The organism is Streptomyces iconiensis (assembly GCF_028657195.3).
Taxonomy (GTDB): domain Bacteria; phylum Actinomycetota; class Actinomycetes; order Streptomycetales; family Streptomycetaceae; genus Streptomyces; species Streptomyces iconiensis.
Genome location: NZ_JANCPR020000011.1, coordinates 112,850 through 138,706 on the forward strand (window position 1 = coordinate 112,850; position 25,857 = coordinate 138,706).

20 protein-coding genes and 1 tRNA gene are annotated in these 25,857 nt (G+C 70.9%); 14 read left to right on the top strand and 7 right to left on the bottom strand.

The genetic code is table 11. The annotated features are described in order from the left end of the window. Positions 1 to 84: 84 nt before the first annotated feature. Positions 85 to 516, bottom strand: coding sequence for a DUF2267 domain-containing protein (locus NMN56_RS13565; RefSeq protein WP_274041177.1), 432 nt, complete (start codon positions 514 to 516; stop codon positions 85 to 87). Between the two features lie 344 nt (positions 517 to 860). Between NMN56_RS13565 and NMN56_RS13570 the strand changes: the two genes are divergently transcribed. Then, entirely contained in the window at positions 861 to 2,882 is a 2,022-nt protein-coding gene (locus NMN56_RS13570; protein WP_274041178.1) for an aconitate hydratase, read from the top strand. 64 nt (positions 2,883 to 2,946) lie between these two features. Here the strand turns inward: NMN56_RS13570 and NMN56_RS13575 are convergent, their stop codons facing one another. Next, on the bottom strand, positions 2,947 to 3,930 hold the full coding sequence (locus NMN56_RS13575; RefSeq protein WP_274041179.1) for an SAM-dependent methyltransferase: 984 nt from the start codon (positions 3,928 to 3,930) through the stop codon (positions 2,947 to 2,949). Positions 3,931 to 4,320: 390 nt separating this feature from the next. On the opposite strand from NMN56_RS13575, the gene NMN56_RS13580 reads away from it, so the two are divergent. The 3 genes from NMN56_RS13580 to NMN56_RS13590 all read left to right on the top strand — a co-directional run bounded on the left by NMN56_RS13580 (position 4,321) and on the right by NMN56_RS13590 (position 5,921). Next, on the top strand, positions 4,321 to 4,638 hold the full coding sequence (locus NMN56_RS13580) for a DUF2795 domain-containing protein (RefSeq protein ID WP_274041180.1): 318 nt from the start codon (positions 4,321 to 4,323) through the stop codon (positions 4,636 to 4,638). Positions 4,639 to 4,844: 206 nt separating this feature from the next. Continuing rightward, positions 4,845 to 5,345: a hypothetical protein gene (locus NMN56_RS13585; RefSeq protein ID WP_274041181.1), complete on the top strand. Its 501-nt coding sequence runs from the start codon at positions 4,845 to 4,847 to the stop codon at positions 5,343 to 5,345. 87 nt (positions 5,346 to 5,432) lie between these two features. Further along, positions 5,433 to 5,921 (top strand): DUF488 domain-containing protein, encoded by a 489-nt coding sequence (locus NMN56_RS13590; protein ID WP_274041531.1) that lies wholly within the window; start codon positions 5,433 to 5,435, stop codon positions 5,919 to 5,921. A 7-nt stretch (positions 5,922 to 5,928) separates the two neighbouring features. On the opposite strand, the gene NMN56_RS13595 is transcribed toward NMN56_RS13590, so the two are convergent. Then, positions 5,929 to 6,438 carry a mycothiol transferase gene (locus tag NMN56_RS13595; protein WP_274041182.1) on the bottom strand — a complete coding sequence of 170 codons (510 nt, stop codon included), beginning with the start codon at positions 6,436 to 6,438 and terminating at the stop codon, positions 5,929 to 5,931. A 298-nt stretch (positions 6,439 to 6,736) separates the two neighbouring features. On the opposite strand from NMN56_RS13595, the gene NMN56_RS13600 reads away from it, so the two are divergent. Then, positions 6,737 to 7,825 (top strand): type III polyketide synthase, encoded by a 1,089-nt coding sequence (locus NMN56_RS13600; protein ID WP_274041183.1) that lies wholly within the window; start codon positions 6,737 to 6,739, stop codon positions 7,823 to 7,825. Between the two features lie 27 nt (positions 7,826 to 7,852). Further along, a complete protein-coding gene (locus tag NMN56_RS13605; RefSeq protein WP_274041184.1) occupies positions 7,853 to 8,425 on the top strand; it encodes an isoprenylcysteine carboxyl methyltransferase family protein in 573 nt (190 codons plus the stop codon). Between the two features lie 31 nt (positions 8,426 to 8,456). Here NMN56_RS13605 and NMN56_RS13610 read toward each other — a convergent pair whose 3' ends face one another. Further along, the gene (locus tag NMN56_RS13610; protein ID WP_274041185.1) at positions 8,457 to 9,824 is read right to left on the bottom strand and encodes an MFS transporter; all 1,368 of its coding nucleotides are present in this window, start codon (positions 9,822 to 9,824) and stop codon (positions 8,457 to 8,459) included. Positions 9,825 to 9,942: 118 nt separating this feature from the next. Then, positions 9,943 to 12,585 (bottom strand): ATP-binding protein, encoded by a 2,643-nt coding sequence (locus NMN56_RS13615; RefSeq protein ID WP_274041186.1) that lies wholly within the window; start codon positions 12,583 to 12,585, stop codon positions 9,943 to 9,945. Positions 12,586 to 13,103: 518 nt separating this feature from the next. On the opposite strand from NMN56_RS13615, the gene NMN56_RS13620 reads away from it, so the two are divergent. Both NMN56_RS13620 and NMN56_RS13625 read left to right on the top strand, forming a co-directional pair. Next, positions 13,104 to 13,180, top strand: a tRNA-Pro gene (locus tag NMN56_RS13620). Positions 13,181 to 13,748: 568 nt separating this feature from the next. After that, positions 13,749 to 15,119, top strand: coding sequence for a family 43 glycosylhydrolase (locus NMN56_RS13625; protein ID WP_274041187.1), 1,371 nt, complete (start codon positions 13,749 to 13,751; stop codon positions 15,117 to 15,119). Positions 15,120 to 15,235: 116 nt separating this feature from the next. On the opposite strand, the gene NMN56_RS13630 is transcribed toward NMN56_RS13625, so the two are convergent. Both NMN56_RS13630 and NMN56_RS13635 read right to left on the bottom strand, forming a co-directional pair. Next, positions 15,236 to 16,201 carry a formylglycine-generating enzyme family protein gene (locus NMN56_RS13630; protein WP_430542561.1) on the bottom strand — a complete coding sequence of 322 codons (966 nt, stop codon included), beginning with the start codon at positions 16,199 to 16,201 and terminating at the stop codon, positions 15,236 to 15,238. Further along, positions 16,198 to 17,727: a sulfatase family protein gene (locus NMN56_RS13635; RefSeq protein WP_274041533.1), complete on the bottom strand. Its 1,530-nt coding sequence runs from the start codon at positions 17,725 to 17,727 to the stop codon at positions 16,198 to 16,200. The genes NMN56_RS13630 and NMN56_RS13635 overlap by 4 nt, the downstream gene beginning before the upstream one ends. 366 nt (positions 17,728 to 18,093) lie before the next feature. On the opposite strand from NMN56_RS13635, the gene NMN56_RS13640 reads away from it, so the two are divergent. The 6 genes from NMN56_RS13640 (at position 18,094) to bla (ending at position 25,551) form a co-directional block, all read left to right on the top strand. Further along, positions 18,094 to 19,380 carry an ROK family transcriptional regulator gene (locus tag NMN56_RS13640; RefSeq protein ID WP_274041534.1) on the top strand — a complete coding sequence of 429 codons (1,287 nt, stop codon included), beginning with the start codon at positions 18,094 to 18,096 and terminating at the stop codon, positions 19,378 to 19,380. A gap of 16 nt (positions 19,381 to 19,396) precedes the next feature. Beyond that, entirely contained in the window at positions 19,397 to 20,215 is an 819-nt protein-coding gene (locus tag NMN56_RS13645) for an ABC transporter permease (protein WP_274041188.1), read from the top strand. Further along, entirely contained in the window at positions 20,212 to 20,991 is a 780-nt protein-coding gene (locus NMN56_RS13650; protein ID WP_274041189.1) for an ABC transporter ATP-binding protein, read from the top strand. The genes NMN56_RS13645 and NMN56_RS13650 overlap by 4 nt, the downstream gene beginning before the upstream one ends. Positions 20,992 to 21,192: 201 nt before the next feature. Further along, positions 21,193 to 22,185, top strand: coding sequence for an aliphatic sulfonate ABC transporter substrate-binding protein (locus NMN56_RS13655; RefSeq protein ID WP_274041190.1), 993 nt, complete (start codon positions 21,193 to 21,195; stop codon positions 22,183 to 22,185). Between the two features lie 598 nt (positions 22,186 to 22,783). After that, a complete protein-coding gene (locus NMN56_RS13660) occupies positions 22,784 to 24,367 on the top strand; it encodes a penicillin-binding transpeptidase domain-containing protein (protein WP_274041535.1) in 1,584 nt (527 codons plus the stop codon). A 218-nt stretch (positions 24,368 to 24,585) separates the two neighbouring features. Beyond that, a complete protein-coding gene (bla, locus tag NMN56_RS13665; protein ID WP_274041191.1) occupies positions 24,586 to 25,551 on the top strand; it encodes a class A beta-lactamase in 966 nt (321 codons plus the stop codon). The last annotated feature ends 306 nt before the right edge of the window (positions 25,552 to 25,857 follow it).

Here is a 25,857-nt window from a genome sequence, read left to right on the forward strand (position 1 = left end):
GCTGTTCACCGTCCTGCGTTCCAGCCCTGCCGCTTCACAGTCCCCAGCGTCCTCTGTCCCCCGCACTCCGCCCCGCGTTCCCTCCTACGTTCCCTCCCCGGGCGGCTCCGCGCGGGCGATCGGCAGCAGTTCGACGACGTCGGCCGGGAGTACGTCCCTGAGCTTGACCATCAGTTCGGGCGCCACGGCGTCGTCGAGTACCTCGAAGACCGCGGCTGCATGGCGGAGCGCCGTCTCCTCGTCGGTCCGTGAACGCCATGCCACACGCCCTGCGAAGGTCGTCAGGTCGAACTTCTCGCCGCGCTCGCGCTCCTCGGTGTCGGCCGTGTGATGGGTCGACCTGTCCATCTCCTCCGCGGCCTCATCGGGCAGTTGTGCCGCGAAGTGTTCGGCGGTGGCGTCCGGCATCCGCTCGGCGAGCGTCCGCAAGGTGGCCTTCAGTACCGCGTCGGCCGACTGCCGGTCGCTCAGCCCCGCCTCGTCCCGCACCAGGTCGAGAATCTCCGTGTAGCGCACTGCGCACCCGCCTCTCCGCTCAAGTCTCCGTACAGGTCCAGGTGACGGCCTGTCGGCCGGGCCGGCCGGGCGCGTACGGGAACGGCACCGGGACGGCCCGGGGCCCTTCCCAGTCTGCACCGGCCGGCCCCATGTGCATCCCGGGGACAGGTGCGTCCCCGGGATGCACAGCCCAGGACATGTACAGCCCGGGACATGTGCAGCCCGGGACATGTGCAGCCCAGGGCCTCGGCGGGTAGCCGGGAACCCCCTGGGCCGGGTGGGGAAAGCTGCCGGAACACGCGGTCGGCATCAGCTCGGCGCCGCCCGAGAAGGCGCAGGGTGAGGCAGTCGAGAGGAGCAGCATGACCGGGAAGCGGAAACAGGGAAGCCTGGCACGGCAGCTGATCGAGGCGCACCTGGTGGAAGGGCGGCCCGAGGCGGGCGAGGAGATCGGGCTGCGGGTCGACCAGACCCTCACCCAGGACGCCACCGGCACGCTGGTGATGCAGGAGCTGGAGGGACTCGGGCTGGACCGCGTACGGACCGAGGTCAGCGTGCAGTACGTCGACCACAACATCCTGCAGGCCGATGAGCGCAACGCCGAGGACCACGACTTCCTGCGGTCGGCGGCCCGCCGGTACGGGGTCTGGTACTCCAAGCCGGGCAACGGCGTCTCACACCCCACGCACATGCAGCGCTTCGGCGTACCGGGCAAGACGCTCGCCGGTTCCGACTCGCACACCTGCGCCGCAGGTTCGCTGGGCATGCTCGCGATCGGCGTGGGCGGCCTTGAGGTGGCGATGGCGATGGCGGGCCGGCCGCTGTATCTGCGGATGCCGGACATCTGGGGCGTACGTCTGACGGGCCGGCTGCCCGCGTGGGTGAGTGCCAAGGACGTGATCCTGGAGCTGCTGCGGCGGCACGGGGTGAAGGGCGGTGTGAACCGGATCCTTGAGTACCACGGCCCGGGACTGGAGTCGCTCACGGCGATGGACCGGCACGTGATCGCGAACATGGGGGCCGAACTCGGCGCCACCGCAAGCGTGTTCCCGGCCGACGACGCCGTACGCGACTTCCTGCGTGCCGAGGACCGGGAGGAGGACTTCGTCGCGCTGGCCCCGGAACCTGACGCCGCGTACGACGTGGAGGAGGAGATCGACCTCGGCTCCCTGGAGCCGCTGATCGCGCGTCCCTCCTCGCCGGGCAACGTGGTCACCGTACGGGAGGCCGCCGGCGCTCCCGTCCACCAGGCGGTGATCGGCTCGTCCGCCAATCCTGGGCTGCGCGACTTCGCCGTCGCGGCGGCCATGGTGCGCGGACGCAGCACCGCCGAGGGCGTGAGCTTCGACGTCAACCCGACCTCGCGGGAGATCCTTCAGGACCTCACCCGCTCGGGCGGCACCTTCGACCTGATCGGTGCGGGTGCCAGGCTGCACCAGAGCGGCTGCCTGGGATGCATCGGAATGGGCCAGGCTCCCGCCGCCGGACGGAACTCGCTGCGCACCTTCCCGCGGAACTTCCCCGGGCGGTCGGGCACGGAGGACGACGCGGTGTGGCTCTGCTCGCCGGAGACCGCCACCGCCTCCGCGCTGACCGGGGTCATCACCGACCCCCGCGACTGGGCGGCGGACGCCGATGCCGAACCCCCGGTGCTGCGGCTGCCGGAGCGGGCGAGCGTCAACGTGTCGATGCTGGAGGGCCCGCTGCCGCCCGAGGAGGCGGCCTCCGTCGAGCTGGACCGCGGCCCCAACGTCTCCGCGCTGCCCCGGCTCGACCCGCTGCCTGACACGCTGGAGGGGCCGGTGCTGCTGCGCACCGGTGACGACGTGTCGACGGACGAGATCTCACCGGCCGGCGCGCGTGCCCTGCCGTACAGGTCGAACATCCCGAAGCTGGCGGACTTCACGTTCACCCGCATCGACCCGGAGTACCCGCGGCGGGCGCGGGAGACCGAAGGGCCGCACTTCGTCGTCGGCGGCCACAACTACGGGCAGGGCTCGTCCCGCGAACACGCCGCCATCACACCCCGCCACCTCGGGCTGCGCGCCGTCGTGGCCAAGTCGTTCGCCCGGATCCACTGGCAGAACCTCGCCAACTTCGGTGTGCTGGCCCTGGAGTTCGAGGACGAGGCGGACGCGGACCGGATCGACGCCGGGGACACGCTGCGGCTGGAGCGGCTGCGTACCGCGCTGGCCGGCGACGCGTCGCCCCGACTGCGCCTGCGCAACGTCACGAAGGGCGAGGACTGCACCGTCCGGCACCGGCTCTCGCCGCGCCAGCGCCGCAGCGTGCTCGCCGGCGGCATCATCCCCGCGCTCGCGGAGGAGGAAGCGTCCGCGGACGGGAGCGGGAACGGCGGCGGAGGCGGAGGCGAGGGCGGGTGAGGACGGTTCCGCTCCGCACCGGCCGTGCGGCCGGTGCGGAGCGGAACCGTATGCAGCCCTCGGGCTATTCCTTCTCGAAGGTCAGGCGCAGGACGGTGTACCGCCGCTCGCGCATGAATCGCAGAGCGGTGCTCTGCTCCCTGAAGACATCGGAGACGGATTTCTCACCGATGATTTCGTTTCCGCGCGCGCGGTTGGCCTCTCCCCGCTCCAGCCAGTTCTGCAGGGTGAGGACACCGTCCTTCGGGTCGCTGCGTTCCGACGAGAGCCGGAACAGACCGCGGCTCGCCTCTGTCAGTTCGGAGCGGGTCGGCAGGAAGACCTCGGGGAAAACATTCCGCGAGGCGTGCATTCCAGCGGCGAGGTTCTTCACGCCGTGATAGATGTCCCTGGGTCCCGGCCTGCGTGTCGGGGATTCTCCCGCCGTCTGCATCTCATCGGGCGCAGGCACCGGCATCATCAGGGACGAAAGCCATCCAGGACCGTTCCACGCATTGGTCTGGAGAGACAGCAGGCCGCCCGGCCTCATCCAGGAATGGCATTTCTGGAAGAACGCGCGATAGCTGGCGATGCGCTGCGCCCGCCGCAGGGTCGTTCCCGCGAAATGCTCGATCGCCTCGATGGCGATCACCGCGTCGTACGGGGCTTCGGGTACGTGGTCGAACCAGTTCTCCTCCCGTGCCTCGCAGCGCGGCCAGCCCTGCTCCCGGATCCACGCGGTCTGTGCCGGGCTCATGGTGAGGCCCACGACGTGGCCCGCCTCGTGCTTGTCCACGAGACGCCGCATGAGACTGCCCCAGCCGCAGCCGACATCGAGCACCCGTGCGGCGCCCACCGCTCCTGCGGCCTCGGCGTGGTAGTCGAGCTTCCGCCGCTGGGCCGACTCCAGCGTGTCGCCGTCCTCCCACATCCCGTAGGAATAGACGAGGTCCTCGCCGAGAGTGAGTCGGTAGAACTCGCCCAGGAAGTCGTACTGATGGCGGATCGCCTCCAGCGAGGTCCCCCTGTAGCTCGACTGGTCCTTTGTCTCCACGTTCGTTCCGGCCAACGCAAACACCTGCCTCCGGGTCCGTCCTGATTTCAGGTTGTCCTCCCGCCTGATGCCGGGAAATCGAAAGCCAATCACAGCGGAAGGGCGGGATCGGCGTGCACCGCGCGCGGGTACCCGGAGTTCGCCGTAACGCCTAATGCCGCAGCCGGTCGGTGTCGCCCGGTCGCACGCGCGCGGAACGCTGCGTGCATTCCGGCGGATCGAAGAAGGTTTACGGGTCTCGGCCGGGCGGCCCGTTCGGGAGCGGCCATGAGGTACGGGTTGACACTTCGCAGTGTTCTACACATAGGCGCGGCGCGCCGCTCCCTGTCGACCGGAAAACGGCAGGAAGCGGAACCTTTCGGATCTACGCCGCATAAGCCGCCTGCCGCTGGGGACCCGTCGGGCATGGCAGAGACAAACGTGCACGAGGTACTCAAGGCGATCAGCGACGTGTCCTTCCCCGCGGGAAAGGACGATCTTGAGCAGGTGGCGCAGCGCAGCGGCGCCTCCCCGGGCGTCATGGCCGCGCTGGCGGGGATACCGCCCGAGGAGTACGCGAACAAGGACGAGGTGGCCCGCTCCGTACGGACACCGGCCGACACCGACATCCCCCACAGCGCGGCGCAGAAGGCGCAGCAGGCGCGCAAGGGCGGAAAGCCGGGCCTCTCGCAGCACCTTCGCGACGCCGAGAAGCCGCCGGTCGAGCGAGAACTCGAAGAGTAAGGGCTGTCCCGTAATCCCCGGTGGATCAGCGAGCGGCGTCAGATGCGGTCAATCGCAAGGCAGCGAAGCGTCCTCATAGTGGGTCTATTCGGGCGTTTCGCTAACGCCGCGAGTGGCCGTAGCTGGCGTCGGGAGCCCGCCGGGGGTTGCGGGACAGCCCTTAGGCGTCAAGGACAGAAGGCGTAAGGACAGAGAGGAGCCGCGGCATGGTGCGCAAGAAGGTCGAGGGGAACGAGGAGGAACGCCGGGCCGCCGCCCGCGAGGCCGAGCGGGTCGGAGAGCGGCCCAGCGAGCGGGGCGAGACGACGGGCGCCTCCAAGCAGCGACGGCACATGACGTCCCGCAACACGCTGACCCACGAGGACAAGCTCGCCTCCCAGCACCGGGGTAAGCAGGAGTGGCGCGCGGGCGATCTGGCGGAGGAGGAACTGGTCGACACGGCCGCCACCGAGCCGGCGCGCACCTTCCAGGGACGCGGCAGCCCTCCGTACGGGGACCAGCACGAGCAGGTCTTCCGTGCGCTCGCCTCCACCGAGGCGGACAACGGCGGCAATCCGGTGGCGCTCCAGGACGTGGCGCAGGCAGCGGGGCTCACCGATGAGGACACCCGTGTGCTCCTGCACGACCTGGTCAGCGTCCACAACCTGGCCACCGAGATCCAGACGAACGCCGAGGGCGCGCTGTACACCACCTCGGCGCGTCGCTGACCCGCGGCCGGCGGTTCCGGGGGTGGTGGGAGCGTGAAGCGCCGCGCCCTGCTCACCTTCGGTCACGGCACCGCCGGCCGCGAGCAGATGGCGGCCCTGCTCGGCGGCGCCGGAGTCGAGGCTGTGGTGGACGTCCGTACGGCCCCTGGCAGCCGCCGTGATCCGGACGCCGGCCGGGAACGGCTGCGTATCTGGCTGCCGGAAGAGGGGATCGGCTACCGGTGGGAGAAGCGCCTGGGCGGCTTCCGCTCCGCCGCCGCGGACTCGCCGGACGTGGTCTGGCGCAACGAGTCCTTCCGCGGATACGCCGGGTACACGCGGGAGCCGGAGTTCCTCGGCGCCATGGAGGAGCTGCTGGACGGCGCGGAGCGGCGGACGACGGCGGTCATGTGCGGCGAGACGGTGTGGTGGCGCTGCCACCGCCGCGTCATCGCCGACTTCGCTGTGCTGGTCGCCGGAGTGCCGGTGCTGCACCTGATGCACGACGGCCGGCTGACCCCGCACCCGCCGCTGCCCGGGGCGCGGGTGCGCGACGACGGCCTCCTCGTCTACGACGACACCCGGCACGCGGCGTGAGGGTGCCTCAGCGGCGCTGCAGTACGCCCTTGACGAAGGCGGCCTGCCCCACGTGCTGGAGGTCGTCGGCGAGGACGCTGATCAGCCGGACGCCGAGGGTGGTGGGCGGGTCCCACGAGGCGTCGACGACCTCGTCGAGCGCCTGGTCCTGGACACCGCGCAGGTAGTCGGCCGACCGGGCGTGCACGGCGTCGTAGTACTCCGCGAGGAGCGCCGGGTCGGCGACGTGCACCTTGGCGACGTCCCTTGAGGAGTGCCCGAAGCCTGTCGAGCCGGCGGGCAGGTCGAGGCCGAAGCGTTCCTCGAAGCCCTCGGTCGTCCACGCCTGTTCGAGCCCGGCCACCTCGGAGACGTGGTCGTCCTGTACGCGGGTGAGGTGCCAGACGAGCCAGGCCACCGAGTTGGCCGCGCTGTCGAGGCGGGCGTTGAGGTCGTGCTCGGAGAGCCCGTCGAGAACGTCGTGCACCTCCTCGCGGATGCGGGTGAAGCCGTCGAGCAGGAGTGCGCTGGTGTCCATCGGTGCTCCTCGTCGTCCAGGGGTCGGGACTCCCCCAGCCTGCCCGCCGCGCCACCGGGGCGCCGCCGGTGCGCCGCGGCGGGGGTCGGTGCGGCGCCCGACCGGAGTACCCGTGGCGGGCTCGGAGTACCCGTGGCCGACCGGGCGCTCGCCTTCGGGAACGTCGCGCGGAGGAGGCGGCCCGCGGGGCCGGGACCCTGGGGCCGAGTCGCGGGTGGGTCGGCGCCCGCTGATAATCAGGAGGAGCCGGGCCGCGATGATCTCCATCCGGGGAGCGGTCCGCGTGCGAGGGAGTCGTATGACCCGAATCGCAGCCGTGCACAAGGTGCTTGCGCCCTACCGGCATCCGCAGCGAGCCGTCACCGACATGGTGGAGGCCAGTGTGCCGGGCGAGAACCGGGCGCTGCTCGACCGTCTGCACGCCTCGGCGCGTGTCCGCTCGCGCTGCACGGTGCTGCCGTTGGACGCCTACCAGCAGCTCAGCGGGTTCGGCGCGGCCAATGACGCGTATGTCGCCGCGGCGGAGAAGATGGCGGCCCAGGCGCTCGACGGCGCACTGGAGTCGGCGGGGCTGCCGCCGGACGCGGTGGATCTGCTGGTGTTCGTCTCCACGACGGGTGTGGCGGCGCCGTCCATCGACGCCCGGCTGGCGGGGGCGCTCGGGCTGCGGACCGACGTCACGCGTCTCCCCCTGTTCGGGCTGGGGTGCGCGGCCGGGGCCGCCGGTATCGGGCGGCTGCACGACTACCTGCGGGGCCAACCGGGGCACACGGCGGCGCTGGTGTCCGTCGAGCTGTGCTCGCTGACGTTCCAGCGTGACGACACCTCGATGGCGAACCTCGTCGGCAGCGCCCTGTTCGGTGACGGCGCCGCAGCGCTGGTCGCGCGCGGCCAGGAGGCACCGGACCCGTGGCCCGCCACGGGGGCGGCCTCCGGTACGGGCCGGGGCACGCCGGGACCCACCGTGGTGGCGAGCCGCAGCCGCTTCTATCCGGACACGGAACGGGCGATGGGCTGGGATGTGAAGGACAGCGGTTTCCGTATCGTGCTGGACCCCGGCATCCCCGACATCGTCCGCACGCATCTCGCCGCCGACATCGACGCCTTCCTCGCCGGGGAGGGCCTCACCCGGGGCGACATCGGAACCTGGGTGTGCCATCCGGGAGGGCCCAAGGTCCTGGAGGCCATCACCTCGACGCTCGAACTGCCGGACGGGGCACTCGATGTCACCTGGGATTCGCTGGCCGAGGTCGGAAACCTGTCCTCGGCCTCCGTACTGCACGTCCTGGAGGACACCAGGCGGCGCGGCCCACGCCCCGGCACCCTCGGTCTGCTGCTCGCGCTGGGGCCTGGCTTCTGCGCCGAACTGGTGCTGCTGCGCTGGTGAACTCCGGGAAGGGGAAGGGGTGGTCGCGTGGGTGCCGGCCTGGTGGGTGGCCTCTCGTCGCAGACCTGGTACCTCCTGCTGCTCGCCGCCGTCGCGGCCGAGCGGGTCGCCGAACTCGCCGTCTCGCGCCGTAACACCCGGTGGAGCCTGGCCAACGGCGGCGTGGAGAGCGGCAGGCAGCACTATCCGGCCCTGGTCGCGCTCCACACCGCTCTGCTTCTGGGGTGCCTGGCCGAAGTGCGGCTGGCCGACCGGCCGTTCGTGCCCGCCGTCGGGTGGCCGATGCTCGCCCTCGTCGCCGCAGCGCAGGCGGGGCGCTGGTGGTGCGTGGGGACGCTGGGCAGGCAGTGGAACACGCGCGTGATCGTCGTGCCCGGGATGCCCCGCGTCACCACGGGGCCCTATCGCTGGCTCCGCCACCCCAACTACGTGGTCGTGGCGGTCGAGGGGATCGCCCTTCCGATGGTGCACGACGCGTGGCTGACCGCGCTGGTTTTCACCGTGTGCAACGCCGCTCTCCTGGGGATACGCCTGCGCTGCGAGGAGTCGGCGCTCGCCGGGGCACCGGAGTTGCCCGCCCGTCCTTCACGGCCGGGGTGACCGGCGCGGCCCGACGGGCGTGCGGCGCGGGTCAGTCGTGCCTGCGGGGGCCCAGGGGCACCAGTGCCGCCCAGGCGGCGCCCAGGGCGAGGAGCGCCGCGCAGATGAGCATGCCGCGGGCGTAGATTCCGCTGAAGTCCCCGTCCGGTACGTAGCCGCTGCCCGCACCGGCGGCGAGCGGGACCAGCGCGACGGCGATCATGGCGGAGACCCGTGCGACCACGTGGTTGGTGCCGAAGGCGGTACTGCCGTGCTCGTCGGGGACCGAGTCGAGCGTCACCCGGTTCAGGGGGGCGACCGCGATGCCGAACCCGAGCCCGAAGAGGCCCACTCCGGCGAGTACGTGCCAGGTGCTCACCGTCGTCGCGGCGCCCACGCCCAGCACCGCCGTACCGGTGCCGCACAGCGCGGTGCCCACCGCGAGCATCGGGCGCAGGGGTGCCACGTCGGTCAGCCGTCCCATCAGCGGCGACAGCAGCAGCAACAGCACCTCGACGGGCAGTATCACCAGCGCGGTCAGCTGCGCCGAACGGTTGCCGGTGTGCTGGAGGTAGAGCGGGGTGAGGAAGAACATCACGTTGAAGCCCGCGTAGATCGCCACCGTCAGCCCGTTCGCGTACCACAGGCCCCTGGCGCGGAAGAAGAACGGCGGGATCACCGGCCGCTCCGCCCGCCGTTCGATACGGGGAAAGGCCAGGAAGGAGGCCGCGGCCACCACCAGCCCTCCGGTCACCACGGGGCCGCCCCAGCCGGCAGCGGCGCCCTCGATCAGTGCCACGGCCAGCGCCCCGAAGGCGACCACCACACACAGCGAGCCGGCCAGGTCAGGACGGCCGCCGGGCCGCGCGCGCCGTTCGGACTCGGCCAGTACGGGCGCGTACCGCAGGATCAGTACGACCGAGACGCTCACCAGCGGCACGTTCAGGAAGAACACCCACCGCCAGCTCAGCGAGTCCAGCAGCCCGCCCGCCAGTACGGGGCCCAGGATCGCCCCCACGCCCACGAACGCGGTCCACAGTCCGACTACCACTCCCCTGCTCGACGCGGGAAAGCCGCTGGTGGACAGCGGGATGCTGGTCGGCAGCAGCAGCGCGGCCCCCAGCCCCTGCACCGCCCTGCCGCACAGCAGCATCCCCGGTGAGAGCGCGAGCCCGCACAGCACGGAGCCCGCTCCGAAGACGACCGTGCCCAGCAGGAAGATCCGCCGCATGCCGAGCCGGTCGGCGAGGGAGCCGCCGACCAGCAGCAGCGAACTCACCACCAGAAGGTAGGTGTTGACCACCCACTGCAGGGCCGGCAGGTCCAGGTCGTAGTAGTCACCGATCGAGGGCAGCGCGATGTTGACGACGGCGACGTCCAGATACGAGATCGCGGAGCCGAGCACCGTGCCCGTCAGCACGTACACACTGCGTCGCGGGGACAGCCCGCGTATGGCTGTCAGGGTTCCACGGACGGGCAGGGCACACACTCCTCGGCTCGGGGGAAGGGCGGCGTGCGGGGCGCTCACCGCACGCCGGTCACGGCTGGACCTCGGGTTTCCGCAGCAGTTGGGCCACTTCAGTGTGCCGCTCGGACCCGTTGGACCGGAAGACGGCCTGCGCCTGCTCCCACAGTTCGCGGGCCTCCTCCGGGCGGCCGGTGGCGGCCAGCGCGTGCCCCTGGGCCAGCAGCGCCCTGGCCCGCCACTCCACGTCGCCCACGGCGGCGAAGTCCGCCACCACAGTGGCGAACCGCTGCTCGGCACCGGCCATGTCCCCCGCGGCCGACTGGGTCACGGCACGCAGATAGGCCACCATCGCCAGGCCCTTCGCCTCGTCCGTCTCGCGGAAGATCTCCTCCGCACGGACCAGGCACTCCTCGCGCTCGACACCTCGGCCCGCACGCTGGTGCGCCGTGGCCAGGCTGTGCCACACATAGCCTTCGGCCAGTCTGTCCCCGATGACGGCGAACGCCTCCTGGCTCAGCTCCAGTTCCTCCAGCGCCCGCCGGTGCTGCCCCAGCTCCAGGTGGCAGTCGCCCAGGCCGTGCACCGCGTACGCGCGCAGCCGCCTGTCCTTGAACGTCTCGAAGACGCGCAGCGCCGCTTCGAAGTGCGCGATCGCCTTGCCGGGGTTGCCCAGGTTCCGCTCGCCGATGCCCAGATCGAGTTCGGTGATGGCGATCCAGCGCGCGTCCTCCAGCATGGCGAAGACGGGCAGGCACTGGTCGTAGCGCTGCTTGGCCTGCACGCCTTCGCCGCGGTCGCGGAAGATGTCGGCCTCGTAGTGCACGGCGACGGCCTTGCTGCGCAGGTCACCGAAGGCGTCGAAGAGCGCGGCTGCCTCCCGCAGCGTCGCCACCGCCTCCTCCCACCGGGCGCGTCCGCGCCGCACCAGGCCGCGTTCGAGCAGCGCGAACGCCTGCCAGTGGCGCTCGCCGTACCGGGCGAAGACCTCCTCGCAGCGGTCGAGTTCGGCGTCGGCCTCGTCCCAGGACCAGGCGTCGCGGTGGACATGGGCCAGGTTGCAGCGGCTCACGGCGGCCAGCAGCGTCTCGCCCGCTGCCTCGGCGGCACGGATGGCGAGGTGCTGGGTGTGCTTCCAGTCCTCCCAGGCGGAGGTGTAGTCGCAGTACGGGCGCAGGGCGCTCGCCAGCTCCCACACCAGGGGCCGCAGCCCGGCCTCCAGCGCCTGTTCGGCGATGGAGGCCAGCCCTCTGCGCTCCTCCTCGAACCAGCGCAGCGCGAGCTGCGGGGTGCCGGGCACCTCGGCCGCCGGGAAGTAGTCGACGGACAGTCCGCTGTCACCGCCGACCACCCGCATGTTGCCCGGCTCCAGCGCCTCGGCTCCCGCACGCGCGAGCCGCAGATACCCGGCCGCATACCGTTGGTGCGCCGCGGCCCGCGCCTCGGCGGTGTCGTTCTCCGCGAGCAGCTTGCGCGCGTACACCCGTACGAGATCGTGCATGCGGTAGCGCGGACGTACCGTGTCGTCGGCGGCCTCCAGCAGCTGCACCAGCTGGGCGTCCACCAGGGGCCGCAGCATGCGGCGCCCTTCGTGGCCCGGCAGGTCCAGCAGGAGCGGGCACACCCAGGCGGGAAAGGTGCCGGTTCCGGTGATCGCGAGGAGGCGGAAGAGCCGCTGCGGCTGCTCGTCCAGGCCGGCGTAGCTGAGCGCGAAGCTGGCCTCCACGCCGAGGTCCCCGGCCTCCAACTCGCCCAACAGGTCCTGGCACTCGCGCAGTTCGCTCACCAGCTGGGCGGGGCGCAGTTGCGGGCGGGTCGCGAGCTTGGCGCCGACGATGCGCAGGGCCAGCGGCAGGTGGCCGCAGAGCCGGGCGAGTTCACGTGCCGCCGCCGGGTCGGCGGCCAGCCGCTGCCGGCCGCCGATCCGCGCGAGCATGTCCATCGACGACTCCGGCGACATCACGCCCATGTTGACGAAGACCGCGTTCTCCAGCCCCGCCAGCCTGTTGCGGCTGGAGATCAGGACGCAGCACGGCGAATTGCCGGGAAGAAGCGGGCGTACCTGGGCTTCCCCTTCGGCGTTGTCGAGCACGATCAGCATCCTCCGGCTGCCGATCCTGGCCCGGAAGAGCGCGGCCCGTTCATGGGGGTCGGCCGGGATCTGGCTGCCGTCCACCCCGAGGGACCGCAAGAAGTGCCCCAGCACCTCGGAGGTGGTGGGACGGGTGGTGCCGGCGCCGCTGCCTCCGGCCAGGTTCACGAACAACTGGCCGTCGGGGTGGTCGCGTTGGAGCCGGTGTGCGCTGTGCACGATGAGCGTCGTCTTCCCGACCCCTGGCGGCCCGGAGACTGCCACCACGGCGGGAACGGCCGGATACGCCTCGCGCATCTCGGCCACCTTGGCCACGACCCACTCAGGATCGCTGTCGCCCACGGCGAAGTCGGTCAGGTCCGCCGGCAACTGGCGTGGAACGGCCTCCACTTCGGCGGCCAGGAACCCCCGGTCACCGCCCGCGCCGCGGGCGCCACCCCACCCCCGCTGCCGGGTCTGCGACCAGGCCATACCGCCGGAGAGCACGGAAGCCAGCAGCGCCAGGGACAGTTGCAGCGTGTCAGGCAGCTGCCCCTCGGAAGCCGAGAAGCCCGCCGCGATGCTCGCGAACACGGCGACACCGGCCCCGACGGCAGTCACCCAGGCGACGGCGCGCGGTCTCACCGCAGCGGAGACCTCCGCCCCGGAGGACGGCGACGAACGAAGAACCGACCATGGTGGATTCACTGATCCCGTCCCGGTGTCCGTGGATGCGCCCCGGGAGCCGGCGGGACAGCGGCCCACCGGCACCCGGTACGTAGGCAGCGTAGGGAAACAGCATTCAGCAGTGGCCCGTTGAACGGAATAGGCACCCGGGACAGAGACCCGGAAGGGACACGTCGAACGGCCCGTTCCGCATGCCATGCAGGACTCGCGGCCGACGGCCCTCGCGCGCAGTCCCACGGTCCGGCGCGGGCGGACCGGCCCCGTTGTCAGTGGGTGGTGGGATGCTCGGAGCATCCGTATCCATTGCTGGCTGCTGTGGGCGGACGCCTCCGCCGCCGTGCGCGGCGGAGGCGCTTTTCCCACACGGGGAAGCTCTCGCCCCGCCTCGGCAGGGTCCGGTGGTGCCCGCGTCCATTCGTGTCGCGATGCCCTCTGACCTGCTGATACACTCTGCGATGTGCTTACGCGGCACACACCGGGACGTGGCGCAGCTTGGTAGCGCACTTGACTGGGGGTCAAGGGGTCGCAGGTTCAAATCCTGTCGTCCCGACCAGCGAAATCGCAGGTCGCAGGCCGTTTCCGCCGGAAGGCGGGGACGGCCTTTCTGCTGTGCGTGCGTACGTTGCGTGGCCGCATGGAGGCGCGGACGGCGGCCGGCGGACGGCAGACGGAGCGACGCGGTCTCTGCCGAACTTCCCGCGCCCCACCGCCCGTTGAGGGCCCCGCCGATGCCTCGCCCCGCCCATGTCCCTCACCGCGCATCGCGCACCCGACCATGAATGACCCGCCCACGTCACCGCCGCCGAACACCCCCACACGACCGCCAAGTGCCCCGCACCCGTGCCGTCCCTCCCGCACTTCGACGGCGGGGACCCGGTGCGGCGGCGATCACGCGTCGGCCCGTTATGCAATCGTGACGCCTCCATGTGCCTCTTGCCGCCCCCTGCGGCCTGCGGAAACGCGGTGGGGCGCCGGGCAGTTGGGACCAGGGGCGCTCCGGATTATTTTTCCGCAGTGTTGACGAAAATCAGCGGACCTTCACATGCTGTGCGGCATGCCCTCCCGGGACGCTTCCTGGCGGGGCGACGGTGTCCTGCACGAAGCGAAGAAGGACGTGACTGATGACCAGCTCCGAGAACGGGTCCCCTCTCGACCGGCGGTCCTTGCTCGCCGGTGTCGGCACCCTGGGAGTGGCGGTGGCGCTGCCCGCGGCCTCGGCGCAGGCCGCACCCAGACCCGCATCCGCACAGGCGGCGGCTGCGGATGTCGCGTCGTCGCGCCGGTACCCGCCCAACCGGCCCGGCCTTGAGCCCTACGGCCTCGCTGACACCCACAAGGACCTGTGGCCGCGCAAGGACAACTCCTTCGTCCTTCCGCTTGAGCTGCGCCCCCGCGACAAGGAACGCGGCACGGTGTGGATGCGGGACACCTACGTCAACTGCTTCACCGTCCAGGGGCGTCCGCTCTACGTCGCCACCGGCACCACCCGTGTGCCCGGGCTCGAAGCGGCCGGGCCGTGGAACGACGGCATCTTCGTCTGGGTGGCCAGGTCACTTCGCGGACCGTGGTCGCTGGTGGACACGACCGGCATCCGGCCTGGCGCCGAGAAGGGCAAGGTGTGGTCGCCCGAGTTCGCCGGCGAGAACCGGCCGGGGCGTACGGTCGTCGCCGCGTGGCAGGAGTACTGGCACGACGACCGGTTCGGCAAGCGCGGGCAGGCGTGGGCTCCTGAGCTGCACTACTTCCGCGGCACGTGGTACATCGTCGCGTGCATGGGGGACCACTCCCGCAAGGTCGGCTCCTTCATGCTGGTGAGCGAGGGTGGGATCGAGGGCCCCTACCGGCTCGTGGAGGGCAACCGCGAGAAGCCCTTCGGCGATCCGGTCGCCGGTGGCCCCGACTTCATCGAGCCCGGCGCCTACCACCACATCGACGGCAGCCTCTACACCGAGCGCGACGACGCGTGGCTCGTACTGCACAACCACGAGTACGCGAAGTTCAGGGACGACATGGAGGACATCGTTCCGACGACGAAGCTCCCCAGGTTCCAGCAGCAGCCCTACTCACCTGAGCCGTATCTCGAAGGCGCGTACGTGCTCAAGCACGGCGGCAAGTACTACCTCCTGCACGCCGCGTGGAACCGCGCCTCGCTCCGTCCCGACGGCAGCACGCGGTACGCCTACGACCCGCCGGGGCAGGGCCGTGTGCAGTACCAGTACGACGCCGTCGTCGCCGTCGCCGACCGCTTCGAGGGCCCGTACTCCAAGCGGTGGACCGCGGGTGTCGGCGCCGGTCACAACAACTTCTTCGTGGACGGCAAAGGCCGCCTGTGGGCGACGTTCTTCCGCAACCCGGCCTTCGGCCACTGGTCCGACCCCTCGCGCATCGACGAAGCGGCCGTGCCCGGTGTCGTGCGGGTGGAGTGGACAGGCCCGAAGGGCAACCGTCTGTACGTCAAGCGGAGGAACCAGGGGCGCCCGCACCAGGGCTGACGGGGCGTCAGCGGCCTCGGCGGGTGGGGGCCTGGGGCCGACCGGCCCGGGCCCCCACCCGGGGCCCCCACCCGAGTCCTCGCCCGGGTACGAGCGCCGTTCAGGAATCAGGGGTGTTACGCGTCGGTGTGCGCGTGCGGCGGCGCAGCGGGGGCGCGGACCACGCGGAAGCCGACGTTCCCCGAGGTGCTGTCGGGGGTGTTGGCGGTGCGTGCGGCGACGCGGTAGCGGTTGCAGTAGGACGCGTGGCACAGGTACGAGCCGCCGCGCATCGCGCGGAGCCCCGGCTGCCGCGGGTGCCAGGTGTCGGCCGTCCATTCCCAGACGTTTCCCGAGACGTTGAACAGCCCGAAGCCGTTGGGCGGAAAGGCGTGCACCGGAGCGGTGCCCGCGTAGCCGTCCTCGGCTGTGTTCCTGGTGGGGAACGTGCCCTGCCAGATGTTGCAGTGGTGCACTCCCCCAGGGGTGAGGTCGTCGCCCCAGGGGTAGCGGGCCAGGTCGAGTCCGCCGCGTGCCGCGTACTCCCACTCCTCCTCGGTCGGAAGGCGACCGCCGTCCCAGGCGCAGAAGGCGCGCGCGTCCGACCAGCCGACGTGGCCGACGGGGTGGTCCCAGCGCCCCTCAAGTCCGCTGCCGGGGCCCTCCGGCGCGTCCCAGCGCGCTCCCTCCACGCCGCACCACCACGGGGTCGCGTCGGGGCGCGGGGAGATCTTGCGCAGCGGGCCCGGCAGGAACTTCGCGAAGACATAGCTCCAGCCGAAGCGTTCGGCGTCGGTACGGTGGCCTGTGGCCTCGACGAAGGCGGCGAAGCGCGCGTTGGTCACGGCGTAGGCGTCCACGGCGAACGGGGCCACGGTGACCGCGCGTACGGGCCCTTCCCCGTCCCCGGGGTTCACGTCCCTGTCCTCGCTGCCCATGCGGAAGGTGCCGCCGGGCAGTTCGATCCGGGTCCTGTACGCCTCAGCGGCGCCGGCCGGTGCGGCTGAGGCGGGCGCCCCCGCCGCCGCGGGCACGGACTCGGCCGACCCGCGGGCGGGGGCGCAGCACGAAGGGGTCGCGGCCCCGGAACCCGCCGGGTTCACGAGCGCTCCTCCCCCGCCCGTCCGGGCGCGGAGGCCGTGGCGGGCTCGCTCTCGAACGCGGAGAGCGTGGTGTCGTAGTCGGTCTCCACGTCGTACATCGGTGTCATCCAGTGGAAGAAGTTGTCGCCCCGCTCGCGGAGCAGGTCGTAGAGCGTACGGGTCAACTCGCCCCTTACATCGCGGAGTTCGGGGTGGTCGTAGCGGTTGTGCAGCTCGTCGGGGTCGGTGTGCAGGTCGTACAGCTCGTTCCGTGACTCGGGGTTGACCACCAGTTTGTAGCGGCGGGTGCGCAGCATGCGCTGGGGGTACGGGAAGTGGTGGCCGTGGAACTCCGCGAGATGGTACGGGGCCCACTCGGGACGCTCACCGGCGGCCAGCGGCAGCAGGCTGCGGCTGTCGACGGCCGGCTTGGTGTCGCTGCCCGCGAGGTCGAGGATGGTGGCGGCGCAGTCGGTGAGCGAGACGAACTCGTCACGGACCTGGCCGCGCGGGGCGCCGGGCACCTTCAGGAGACCGGGTATCCGGTAGATGTCCTCGTACATCGCCGGGCCCTTGTCGTGCAGCCGGTGTGCGCCGGTGAACTCGCCGTGGTCGGCGGTGAAGAACACGGCGGTGCTCTCCTCCAGGCCCAGTTCGCGAACGGCGTCGAGGATGCGCCCGATCTGCTCGTCGATGAGGGTCACATAGCCCCAGTAGACGGCGATGAGCTTCCGGCTCTCCTCCAGCGGCATCGTGTCGAAGGCCCACAGCTTGCTGTAGTTGCTCTGCACCGGCGGTTTCGAGTCGAACGTCTCGCTGACGGAGGCCGGCAGTTCGACCAGCTCGGGGTCGTACATGTCGTAGTACGCGTCCGGGAGTATGTAGGGCAGGTGCGGGCCGAAGAAGTGCGTGGCCAGGAAGAACGGGTCGTCGCCGCCCGGCCCCTCCCCCGCTGCCCCGGCGCCGTCGGCCACCCAGCGGTGCAGCATCTCGATGGTGCGGGTGGCGAGGTAGTGCTCGAACGTCGCCTCGACAGGCTGGTGCAGCCGCGCCGCGAGGAGGTTGCCGGGGCTGCCGTTGGGTGTGGTGCCGCGTACGGGGTCGGTGATGCGGTACGCCGGGAGGCCGTGCTCCTCCAGGTAGGCGAGGTAGTCGGGGTGGTCGACCGGGTTGTGCCAGCCCGCCAGGTCGGGGCCCTCGAAGCCGTAGTCGGCCGCGGTCCGCCGCACCCCTCCGTGCCACTTGCCCATCAGGCCCAGCCGGTAGCCCTCGGAGCGCAGTTGGCCGGCGAAGGTGAACTGGTCGTCGGCGAGGTCTTCCAGATAGCCGACGTTCCGCTCGTAGTTGGCCAGCAGCTTGTGGCGGAACGGCGCGGCGCCGGTGAGCAGGCTGGCGCGGGCGGGGGTGCAGATCGCGGTGGGGGTGTAGCAGTTGTCGAACCGGGTGCCTTCGGCGGCGAGCCGGTCCAGGTTGGGGGTGCTGACGTGGGGGTTGCCGTAGGCACCGAGGGTGTCGACCCGGTGCTGGTCGGTCATGAGGAAGAGCATGTTGGGGCGCACGATGACCCTTTCGGTTCGGTCGGCCTGGGGTCAGCGGGAGCGACCGGGGCAGGCGGCGTCGCGGGTGACTGGCATCCTGTCCGCCCGCCCGTCCGCCGAGGGCACACGCCCACGAACGCTTCCGTCGCCGCCGGGGGGTGGGGCGATCTTGGCCAGTGCCGTGCGAGGCATGTTCTGACCCGCGCAAGATTTATGTCAATAGTGCGAACATTATTCGGTCCCCGCTGCCGCAGCTCCTGCCCTCCGCAGGCCGTGCGGCACCGGAACGGTGCGGCGGCGATGCCCTGTTGCCGTTGGCCCAGGTTCGGGAATCTTTTTGTTCCGACTCATTGACGAAAAACCATGGGGCTCTCCATGCTGTGCGGCATGCAGGCACACGACGGTCCGCTGACGCGGCTGCGCAAGAGTCATGAGCAGTCCGTTCTGGACCTGCTCCGTAAGCACGGCCCACTCAGCAGGGCCGAGTTGGGCACGCACAGCGGCCTGTCCCGTACCACCTTGTACGACATCGTCGCCGGCCTGGTGGACAGCGGCGCCGTGGTCACCTCCACCCCGCAGGCCGAGGTGCGCAGGCGGGGCCGTCCCGTCGAGAAGCTCAGTCTCAACCCGGATGCGGGGGAAGCGATCGGCATCGACTTCGCCCGCCGCGCCGTCCATGTCTCGGCGGTCAACGTCGCCCACGAGATGATCGGTTCCGCCAGCGAGGCCCACGCTTCCGACCTCACATGGTCCCAGCGCGCCGACATCGCCGAGCGGCTCCTCGGCTCCCTCGGCGGCCCGGCCCCGGGCGGCACGGCGGGGGGTGGCACCGTCCCCGAAGGCACCGCGCGGGGCGGCGCACCTGCAGCGCGTACCCCACGGCAGGGCACGCTCAGGCTCGGGTCGCTCAGCGCGATCGGGGTCGGCGTCGTCGGGCCGATCGCCGACCCCGGCGGAGCGGGCGCCCACGCGCGCAGCATCGAAGGACTGCCAGGGCTGCTCCGCGAGCGGTTCGGCGTGCCGGTGCTGCTCGACAACAACACCAGGCTCGCCGCGCTCGCCGAGGCCGTATGGGGCGCGGCATCCGACGACGGGGACGTGCTGTACCTGCGGCTGTCGCACGGCGTGGGCGGCGGTCTGGTCGTCGGCGGCTCGCTGCACCGCGGGATGTACGGCATGTCGGGCGAGTTCGGGCACATCACGGTCGACCCCGACGGCACGCCGTGCGAATGCGGCGGCACCGGCTGTCTGGAGACCGTCGCCTCGCTCGACGCCGTGCTCAACCGGTACCGCTCGGCCGGTGGACAGGCCGGGGACATCTCCGCCTTCCTGACCGCCGCCGCCTCCGGCGATCACACCGCGCACGCGGTGCTGGAGCGCACAGGCACCGACATCGGCACCGTACTGGCCGCCGTGTGCAACGCGGTCGGCCCTGGCGTCATCGTCATCGGCGGCGAACTCGCCCAGGCAGGTGCCGCGCTGCTCGAACCCGTCGAACGTGCCCTGCACACCCACGTGATGCCGATGGCCAGGCACCGGGTGCGCGTACGGCGTGCCTCCCTCGGCGAAGCCGGCAGCGCACTGGGCGGAATCGCCCTCGCCCTGCACGAAACCCCGCTGCTCTCCCGCTACCCCCAGCCCGTCACCGAGGAGCACGCATGAACCCAGTGAGGCATCCATGGCCGTGATCGTCCCTCCCGAAAAGACCGCCGTGGCGCAGGAGGCCCCACGCCGTACCGCACGCCGCTCCCGGCGACGGCCGCTCGTCCTGAACGTCCTCGCACTGGTGGCCGGCGTCTCCGTGTGGGCTGTCGTGGCCGCGCTCGGCCTGGTCGAGAACCTGCCGACTCCGTCGGCCGTGGCACAGAAGTTCGGCGACATGGTCGCCGACGGGACGCTGGCCACCGATACGCTCGCCAGCCTGCGCCGGGTGTTCCTCGGTTACGCGCTCGGCGTGGTCGTGGCCGTGCCCGTGGGCTTCCTCATGGGCTGGTACCCGACGATCCGCGCCGTGGTCGAGCCCTACATCCAGTTCTTCCGCACCATCCCGCCGCTCGCGCTCATCCCGCTCACGGTCGTCCTGCTGGGGATCGGCGAGGTACCGAAGATCGCGGTGATCTACCTCGCGTCCTTCATGGCCTGCGTCGTCTCCTCGTTCCAGGGCGTCGTCGACGTGGACCGCACCCTCATCAACGCGGCCCGGGTACTGGGCGCTTCGGACCGGGTCATCTTCGCGAAGGTGGTCGTCCCGGCCTCGACGCCGTTCATCCTCGTCGGCATGCGCATCGGGCTCGGCGCCTCCTGGGCAACCGTGGTCGCGGCCGAACTCATCGGCGCCCAGGAGGGGTTGGGCTACCGGATGCAGAAGGCGTCCACCTGGTTCGAGATGGACACGATCTTCGTATCCCTGATCACCATCGGCGTGCTCGGCCTGCTCATGGACCGGCTGCTGCTGCTCGCAGAACGACGTCTCACCGGCTGGCAGGAGCGGCGATGAACAGCAAGATCAGTTTTCAGGACGTGGTGAAGACCTTCCCGTTGAAGGGGACCGAGTTCACCGCCTTGAACGGGGTGTCCCTGGACATCGCGGACCAGGAGTTCGTCACCGTCGTCGGCCCCTCCGGATGCGGCAAGAGCACCCTGATGAGCATGGCAGCCGGGCTCCAGGAACCCAGCGCAGGCCAGGTCCTGGTGGACGGGAAGCAGGTGAAGGGGCCGGGGCCCGACCGGGGGGTGATCTTCCAGCAGTACGCCCTCTTCCCGTGGCTGACCGTACGGCAGAACGTGGAGTTCGGCCTCAAGCTGGCCTCCGTACCGGGCGAGGAGCGCCGCCGCAGGGCCGAGCAGGCCATCAGCCTGGTCGGGCTCGACGAGTTCGCCGACGCGCTGCCGAAGACGCTGTCGGGCGGTATGAAGCAGCGCTGTGCCATCGCCCGCGCGTACGCGGTGAATCCGCAGGTGCTCCTCATGGACGAGCCGTTCGGCGCGCTCGACGCGCTCACCCGGGTGCAGCTCCAGGACCAGTTGCTGACGACCTGGAGCCAGGAGAAGCGCACCGTGCTGTTCATCACCCATGACGTCGACGAGGCGGTCTATCTGGCCAGCCGGGTGGTGGTCATGGCCGCCAGGCCGGGGCGCATCCACCGTGTCATCGACGTGGACCTGCCCTATCCCCGTACGGAGGAGATCCGGCTCTCCGCCGAGTTCCGGCAGATCCGCAACACGGTATGGACCTCCGTCTACCACCAGGAGCACGCCGCTCCCGCCGCCTGAACGCCTCGTCGGACGCGCAGCGCCCCGCGGTGCGGATGCCGCCCGCGGTGGGGATGCCGCCGCCGTGCCCGAGGACGGCGTGCCCGGTCCCGCCGGCGCGGTGTAACCGCACAGCCGCACAGCCGCACAACAGACCCAGCTGCGCGCCTTGTCGGGGCACGCACCGCTCGCCTTCCCTCCCTCTGATAGGACACCTCCGCCATGCCCGGAAGCACCATCCGCCGTACTCTGTCGGCGCTGTTCTCCGTCACGGTCCTCTCCCTCGCCATGAGCGCGTGCTCCAACAGCGCCTCGCAGGACGACGACACGGTCAACTTCGGTTACATAGGCGACTACAACGGCGCCAGTCTGCTGGCCATCGCCAAGGAACAGGGCCTGTGGAAGAAGCAGGGCCTCACCGCGAAGGCGAAGGTGTTCAACAACGGGCCCGTGCAGATCCAGGCGCTCGGCTCCGGCGACCTCGACTACGGCTACATCGGCCCCGGCGCGATGTGGCTGCCCGCCTCCGGGAAGGCGAAGGTCGTCTCGGTCAACACCTTCACCTACGCCGACCGCGTCATCGCCCAGCCCGGCATCAAGACGATGAAGGACCTCAAGGGCAAGCGGGTGGGCGTGCCCGAGGGCACATCCGGCGACATGATCCTCAACATCGCGCTGGAGAAGGCCGGGATGACCACGAAGGACATCCAGAAGATCGCCATGGACCCGTCCACCGTGGTGTCCTCCTTCACCTCGGGGAAGATCGACGGCGCCGGCATCTTCTACCCCTCCATCGACACCATCAAGGAGAAGGTCCCGAAGATGCGGGAGGTGGCCAGTACCAAGGACACCGGGGACACTTTCCCGACCGCCTTCGTCGCCGGGACCGGCGCCAACACGGTGTCGGAGAAGAAGAACACCAAGGTGGTCAAGGTGTTGCAGCAGGCCAACGACTGGCGCAAGAAGCATCCCGAGGAATCCATCGCCCTCACCGCCAAGATGCTGAACGTCAGCAAGGCGCAGGCGACGGCGGATGCCTCGCACGTCGAGACCCTCTCCACCGATGACCTGGCGGCGAAGACCAAGAGCGGCGAGATGGGCCGCTCGCTGAAGAAACTCGGGGACTTCTTCGTCCGCAACAAGCAGCTTGAGGAGAACCCCGACCCGGCCGACTACTACAACGGTGAGCTGTACCAGAAGGTGCACTCCGAGTAGTTCGAAGGCTGTCTGCCGGAGTCCAGCGGGTTGCGGGTTCCGAACGGCCCGGCAGGCAGCGGAGCGCCGCCCCCGCACCTCGGGCCCCAGGCCGTTCCCGCCGCAAGGCGGGGACGGCCTCTCTGCTGTGCGGCCCCCACGCTGCTGTGCGGACCCCACGCGGAGGGCACAGGACCGCCCCCGTGGGTGCGGACCCGCACGCGCGCGAGAGGGATTTCGGCGCGTCCCCGGGCCATAAAAAGCCCTGTGACCTGCACGGATATCCAGACGGAATCACGCGGAGCCCAGGAGCGTATTCGACACGTTCCGCGCGCCCGGGCTTGACTGAGTGCCATGCAACAGGGCCACCACGGTGGCCCACCTGGCCTGCCCATTCGGCCCTGCCCCCGGCTCCCGGCGACGATCCGGCGGGTCCCGGCCGGGCCCGGCCCGGTCCAGCCTGCGGAGCGGCATCGGCCTCCCGCACGCGGTGGAGAGCACCCGGCACACCGGGTCCCCGCGACGGCGACGTACCGGCACACCGAAGGAGGACGCCTTGTCGTATCCGGAAGAACCGAAAAGTCCGGCAGTGTACGGCCAACCGCGCAGCAGACGGCGGATGTTCGGGCTGCTCGCCGGCGTACTGCTCCTTGCGGGCGGCGGCTTCGCCGGTTACTGGCTCCTCAGCGACGACGCAGAAGACCCGCAGGTCACAGCGGCGCAGGAGCGCCTGCGGCCGTTTCTGCTGGCCTGGCAGAAGGACCGGGCCGAGCGGGCGGGAACGTACACCGACAGCCCGTCCGAGGCGGAGTCGCTCATCGACTCGGTCATGACCAACCTCAAGCCGTCCAGCACGAAGATCACCGCGGGCAGCGGTGAGCTGAAGGACAAGGGCGAGGTGCGGGTGCCGTTCACGGTGGCGATGCGGATTCCCGGTGTGGGTGCCTACGACTGGAAGTCCGAGGCGCGTGTGCTGAAGCGCTCGGGCAAGTGGACGGTGGCGTTCACGACGCCGATGATCCACCCGGAGATGCGCCCCGGTCAGACCCTCGCGCTCTCGGGCGGCGGCGACAGGGCGAAGATCCTCGACAGGAAGGGCGACGAGCTGCGGGCCGCCTCGCTCACGGGTGTGGTGGACGGTAAGAGCGGCAAGGGAGTGTCGGGTCTTGAGGCCCGCTACGACGACCGGCTCGCCGGCGGCAAGGGCCCCCGCAAGGCGGTGGTGGTCGCTGACCGCGGCACCGGGAAGGCAGCGAAGACGCTGTCCTCCGCGAAGCGCGCCAAGGGCCGTCCGGTGAAGACGACGATCGACCCGCGCGTACAGCAGGCGGCGGCTGACGCGCTGTCGGGGGTGAAGAAGAAGGCGGCCGTCGTCGCCGTCGATCCCCGCAACGGTCATATCCTGGCCGCCGCCAACAAGCCTGGTGGCGCGAACCGCGCGCTGACCGGGCGCTACGCACCCGGCTCCACCTTCAAGGTCGTCACCACGGCCGCACTGCTGGACAAGGGGCTACGCCCCTCGGACCCGGCTCCGTGCCCCAAGTACGAGCACGTGAACGGCCAGCGCTTCGAGAACCAGGACACGTTCACGCTGCCCAAGGGCTCGACGTTCCGTGAAGCCTTCGCGCAGTCCTGCAACACCTTCTTCGTCGGCGCCCGCGACAAGCTGTCCAACTCCTCGCTGCGCGAGACCTCCCAGGCATTCGGGATCGGCGGCAAGTGGGACGTGGGCACCAGCACCTACGACGGCAGCGTTCCGGTCAACGAGAGCGACAACGACAAGGCCGCCTCCGTCATCGGCCAGGGCAGGGTGCAGGCGTCGCCGCTGGTGATGGCGTCCCTCGCCGCCACCGTCAAGAACGGGACGTTCCAGCAGCCTGTCCTGGTCCCCGACGCCGTACGCGAGAAGTACCGGGCCCCCAAGAACCTGGACCCGAAGGTGGTCGCCGACCTGCGTACGCTCATGCGCGCGACGGTCACCTCCGGCTCGGGCAAGGCGCTGAAGGGCCTGCCCGGCGAACCGCACGCCAAGACGGGTACGGCCGAGTTCGGCACCGAGAAGCCGCCGCGCACCCACGCCTGGATGATCGGCTACCAGGGCGGCTCCCCCGACCTCGCCTGGGCCGTGCTCCTGGAGGACGGCGGCTCGGGCGGCTCGGACGCGGGCCCGGTGGCGGCCAAGTTCCTGAAGGGGCTCGGCTGACCGGCCGACCCGCTGACCGGCCAGCCAGCTCGCCAGCTCACCGGCCGACCCGACGGCCCGCCGGCCCGCAGATCCCCGGACACCGCCGTCACCGCGCCGCAGGGCCACTGGGCACAGGGCACGGGGCACAGGGGCAGCACGCCAACTGGCCGACGCAGCACCACAGTTACCGACACAGCCATCCCGTAGATCCATCGTGACCACACAAGAGAACCATCGTGACCACACGAGCAGAAACGAGGACGTCCGTGCACCTCACCCAGACAGTTCCGTCCCGCCGCACCGTACTGGCCTTCGGCGCCGGTACGGCCGCGACAGCACTGGTGGCCGCATCCGGTACGGCGCACGCGGCCACGCGGACCGCGCCATCGGCGAAGGGCGGTGCGCTCGCCGGGCAACTGCGGGCGCTTGAGAAGAAGTACGCGGCACGGCTGGGCGTGTTCGCGCTCGACACCGATACGGGGAAGACGGTCGCCTACCGCGCCGGGGAACGCTTTCCGATGTGCTCGGTGTTCAAGGCGCTCGCCGCAGCAGCCGTACTGCGCGACCTCGACAGGCACGGCGAGTTCCTGGCCAAGCGCCTGCACTACACCGAGAAGTTCGTCCGGAAGGCCGGCTACGCACCGGTTACGGGCAAGGCCGAGAACATCGCCAACGGCATGACCGTCGAGGCGCTGTGCGCAGCCGCGGTGAGCGAGAGCGACAACGCGGCGGGCAACCTCCTGCTCAGCGAGCTGGGCGGCCCCACGGCCATCACGAAGTTCTGCCGTTCGATCGGGGACGGGACGACCCGGCTGGACCGCTGGGAGCCGGAGCTGAACTCCGCCGAGCCCTGGCGGGTCACGGACACCACGAGCCCCTCGGCCGTGGGGAAGACGTTCGGGAACCTGCTGGTCGGGCACGCGCTGGAGCGGCACGACCGCAAGATGCTCAACGGCTGGCTGGAGGCGAACACCACCAACGGCGAACGCTTCGGCGCCGGACTGCCGGCCGACTGGGTCCTCGCGGACAAGACGGGCGGCGGCGAACAGTACGGAATAGCCAACGACGTGGGCGTCGTCCGGCCTCCGCAGGGTCCCCCGCTGGTGCTGTCGGTGCTCTCCACCAAGTTCGACCCGAAGGGGCCGACGGACAACCCGCTGGTGGCCAGGGCCGCCGAGCTCGCGGCCGGAGCACTCACCTGACGGACACCCGCGCCTGACGGGTCACCGGGGAAGCCTGCCTGATGCCCCGTCACCAATGCTCCGCAGGTGCGGACTTGAGGGTACGAAGAAACACTTGAGGGCGCGGAGAGCAGGGGCCTGTGAGGGCTCCGCTCTCCGCGCTTTCCGCGTTACGGGACGGGCCGTGTGGCGGTGACGGTGATTCGTGGCCTTGAATGAGGTCTGATCGCGGGGCCGGACTCAAGTGCGACGAGGCCGCCCGGAAGCCGCACCAGAAGGGGGCCGAGCGCGTATGAGCGACACAACCGGGGGCACGGGCACAGGACG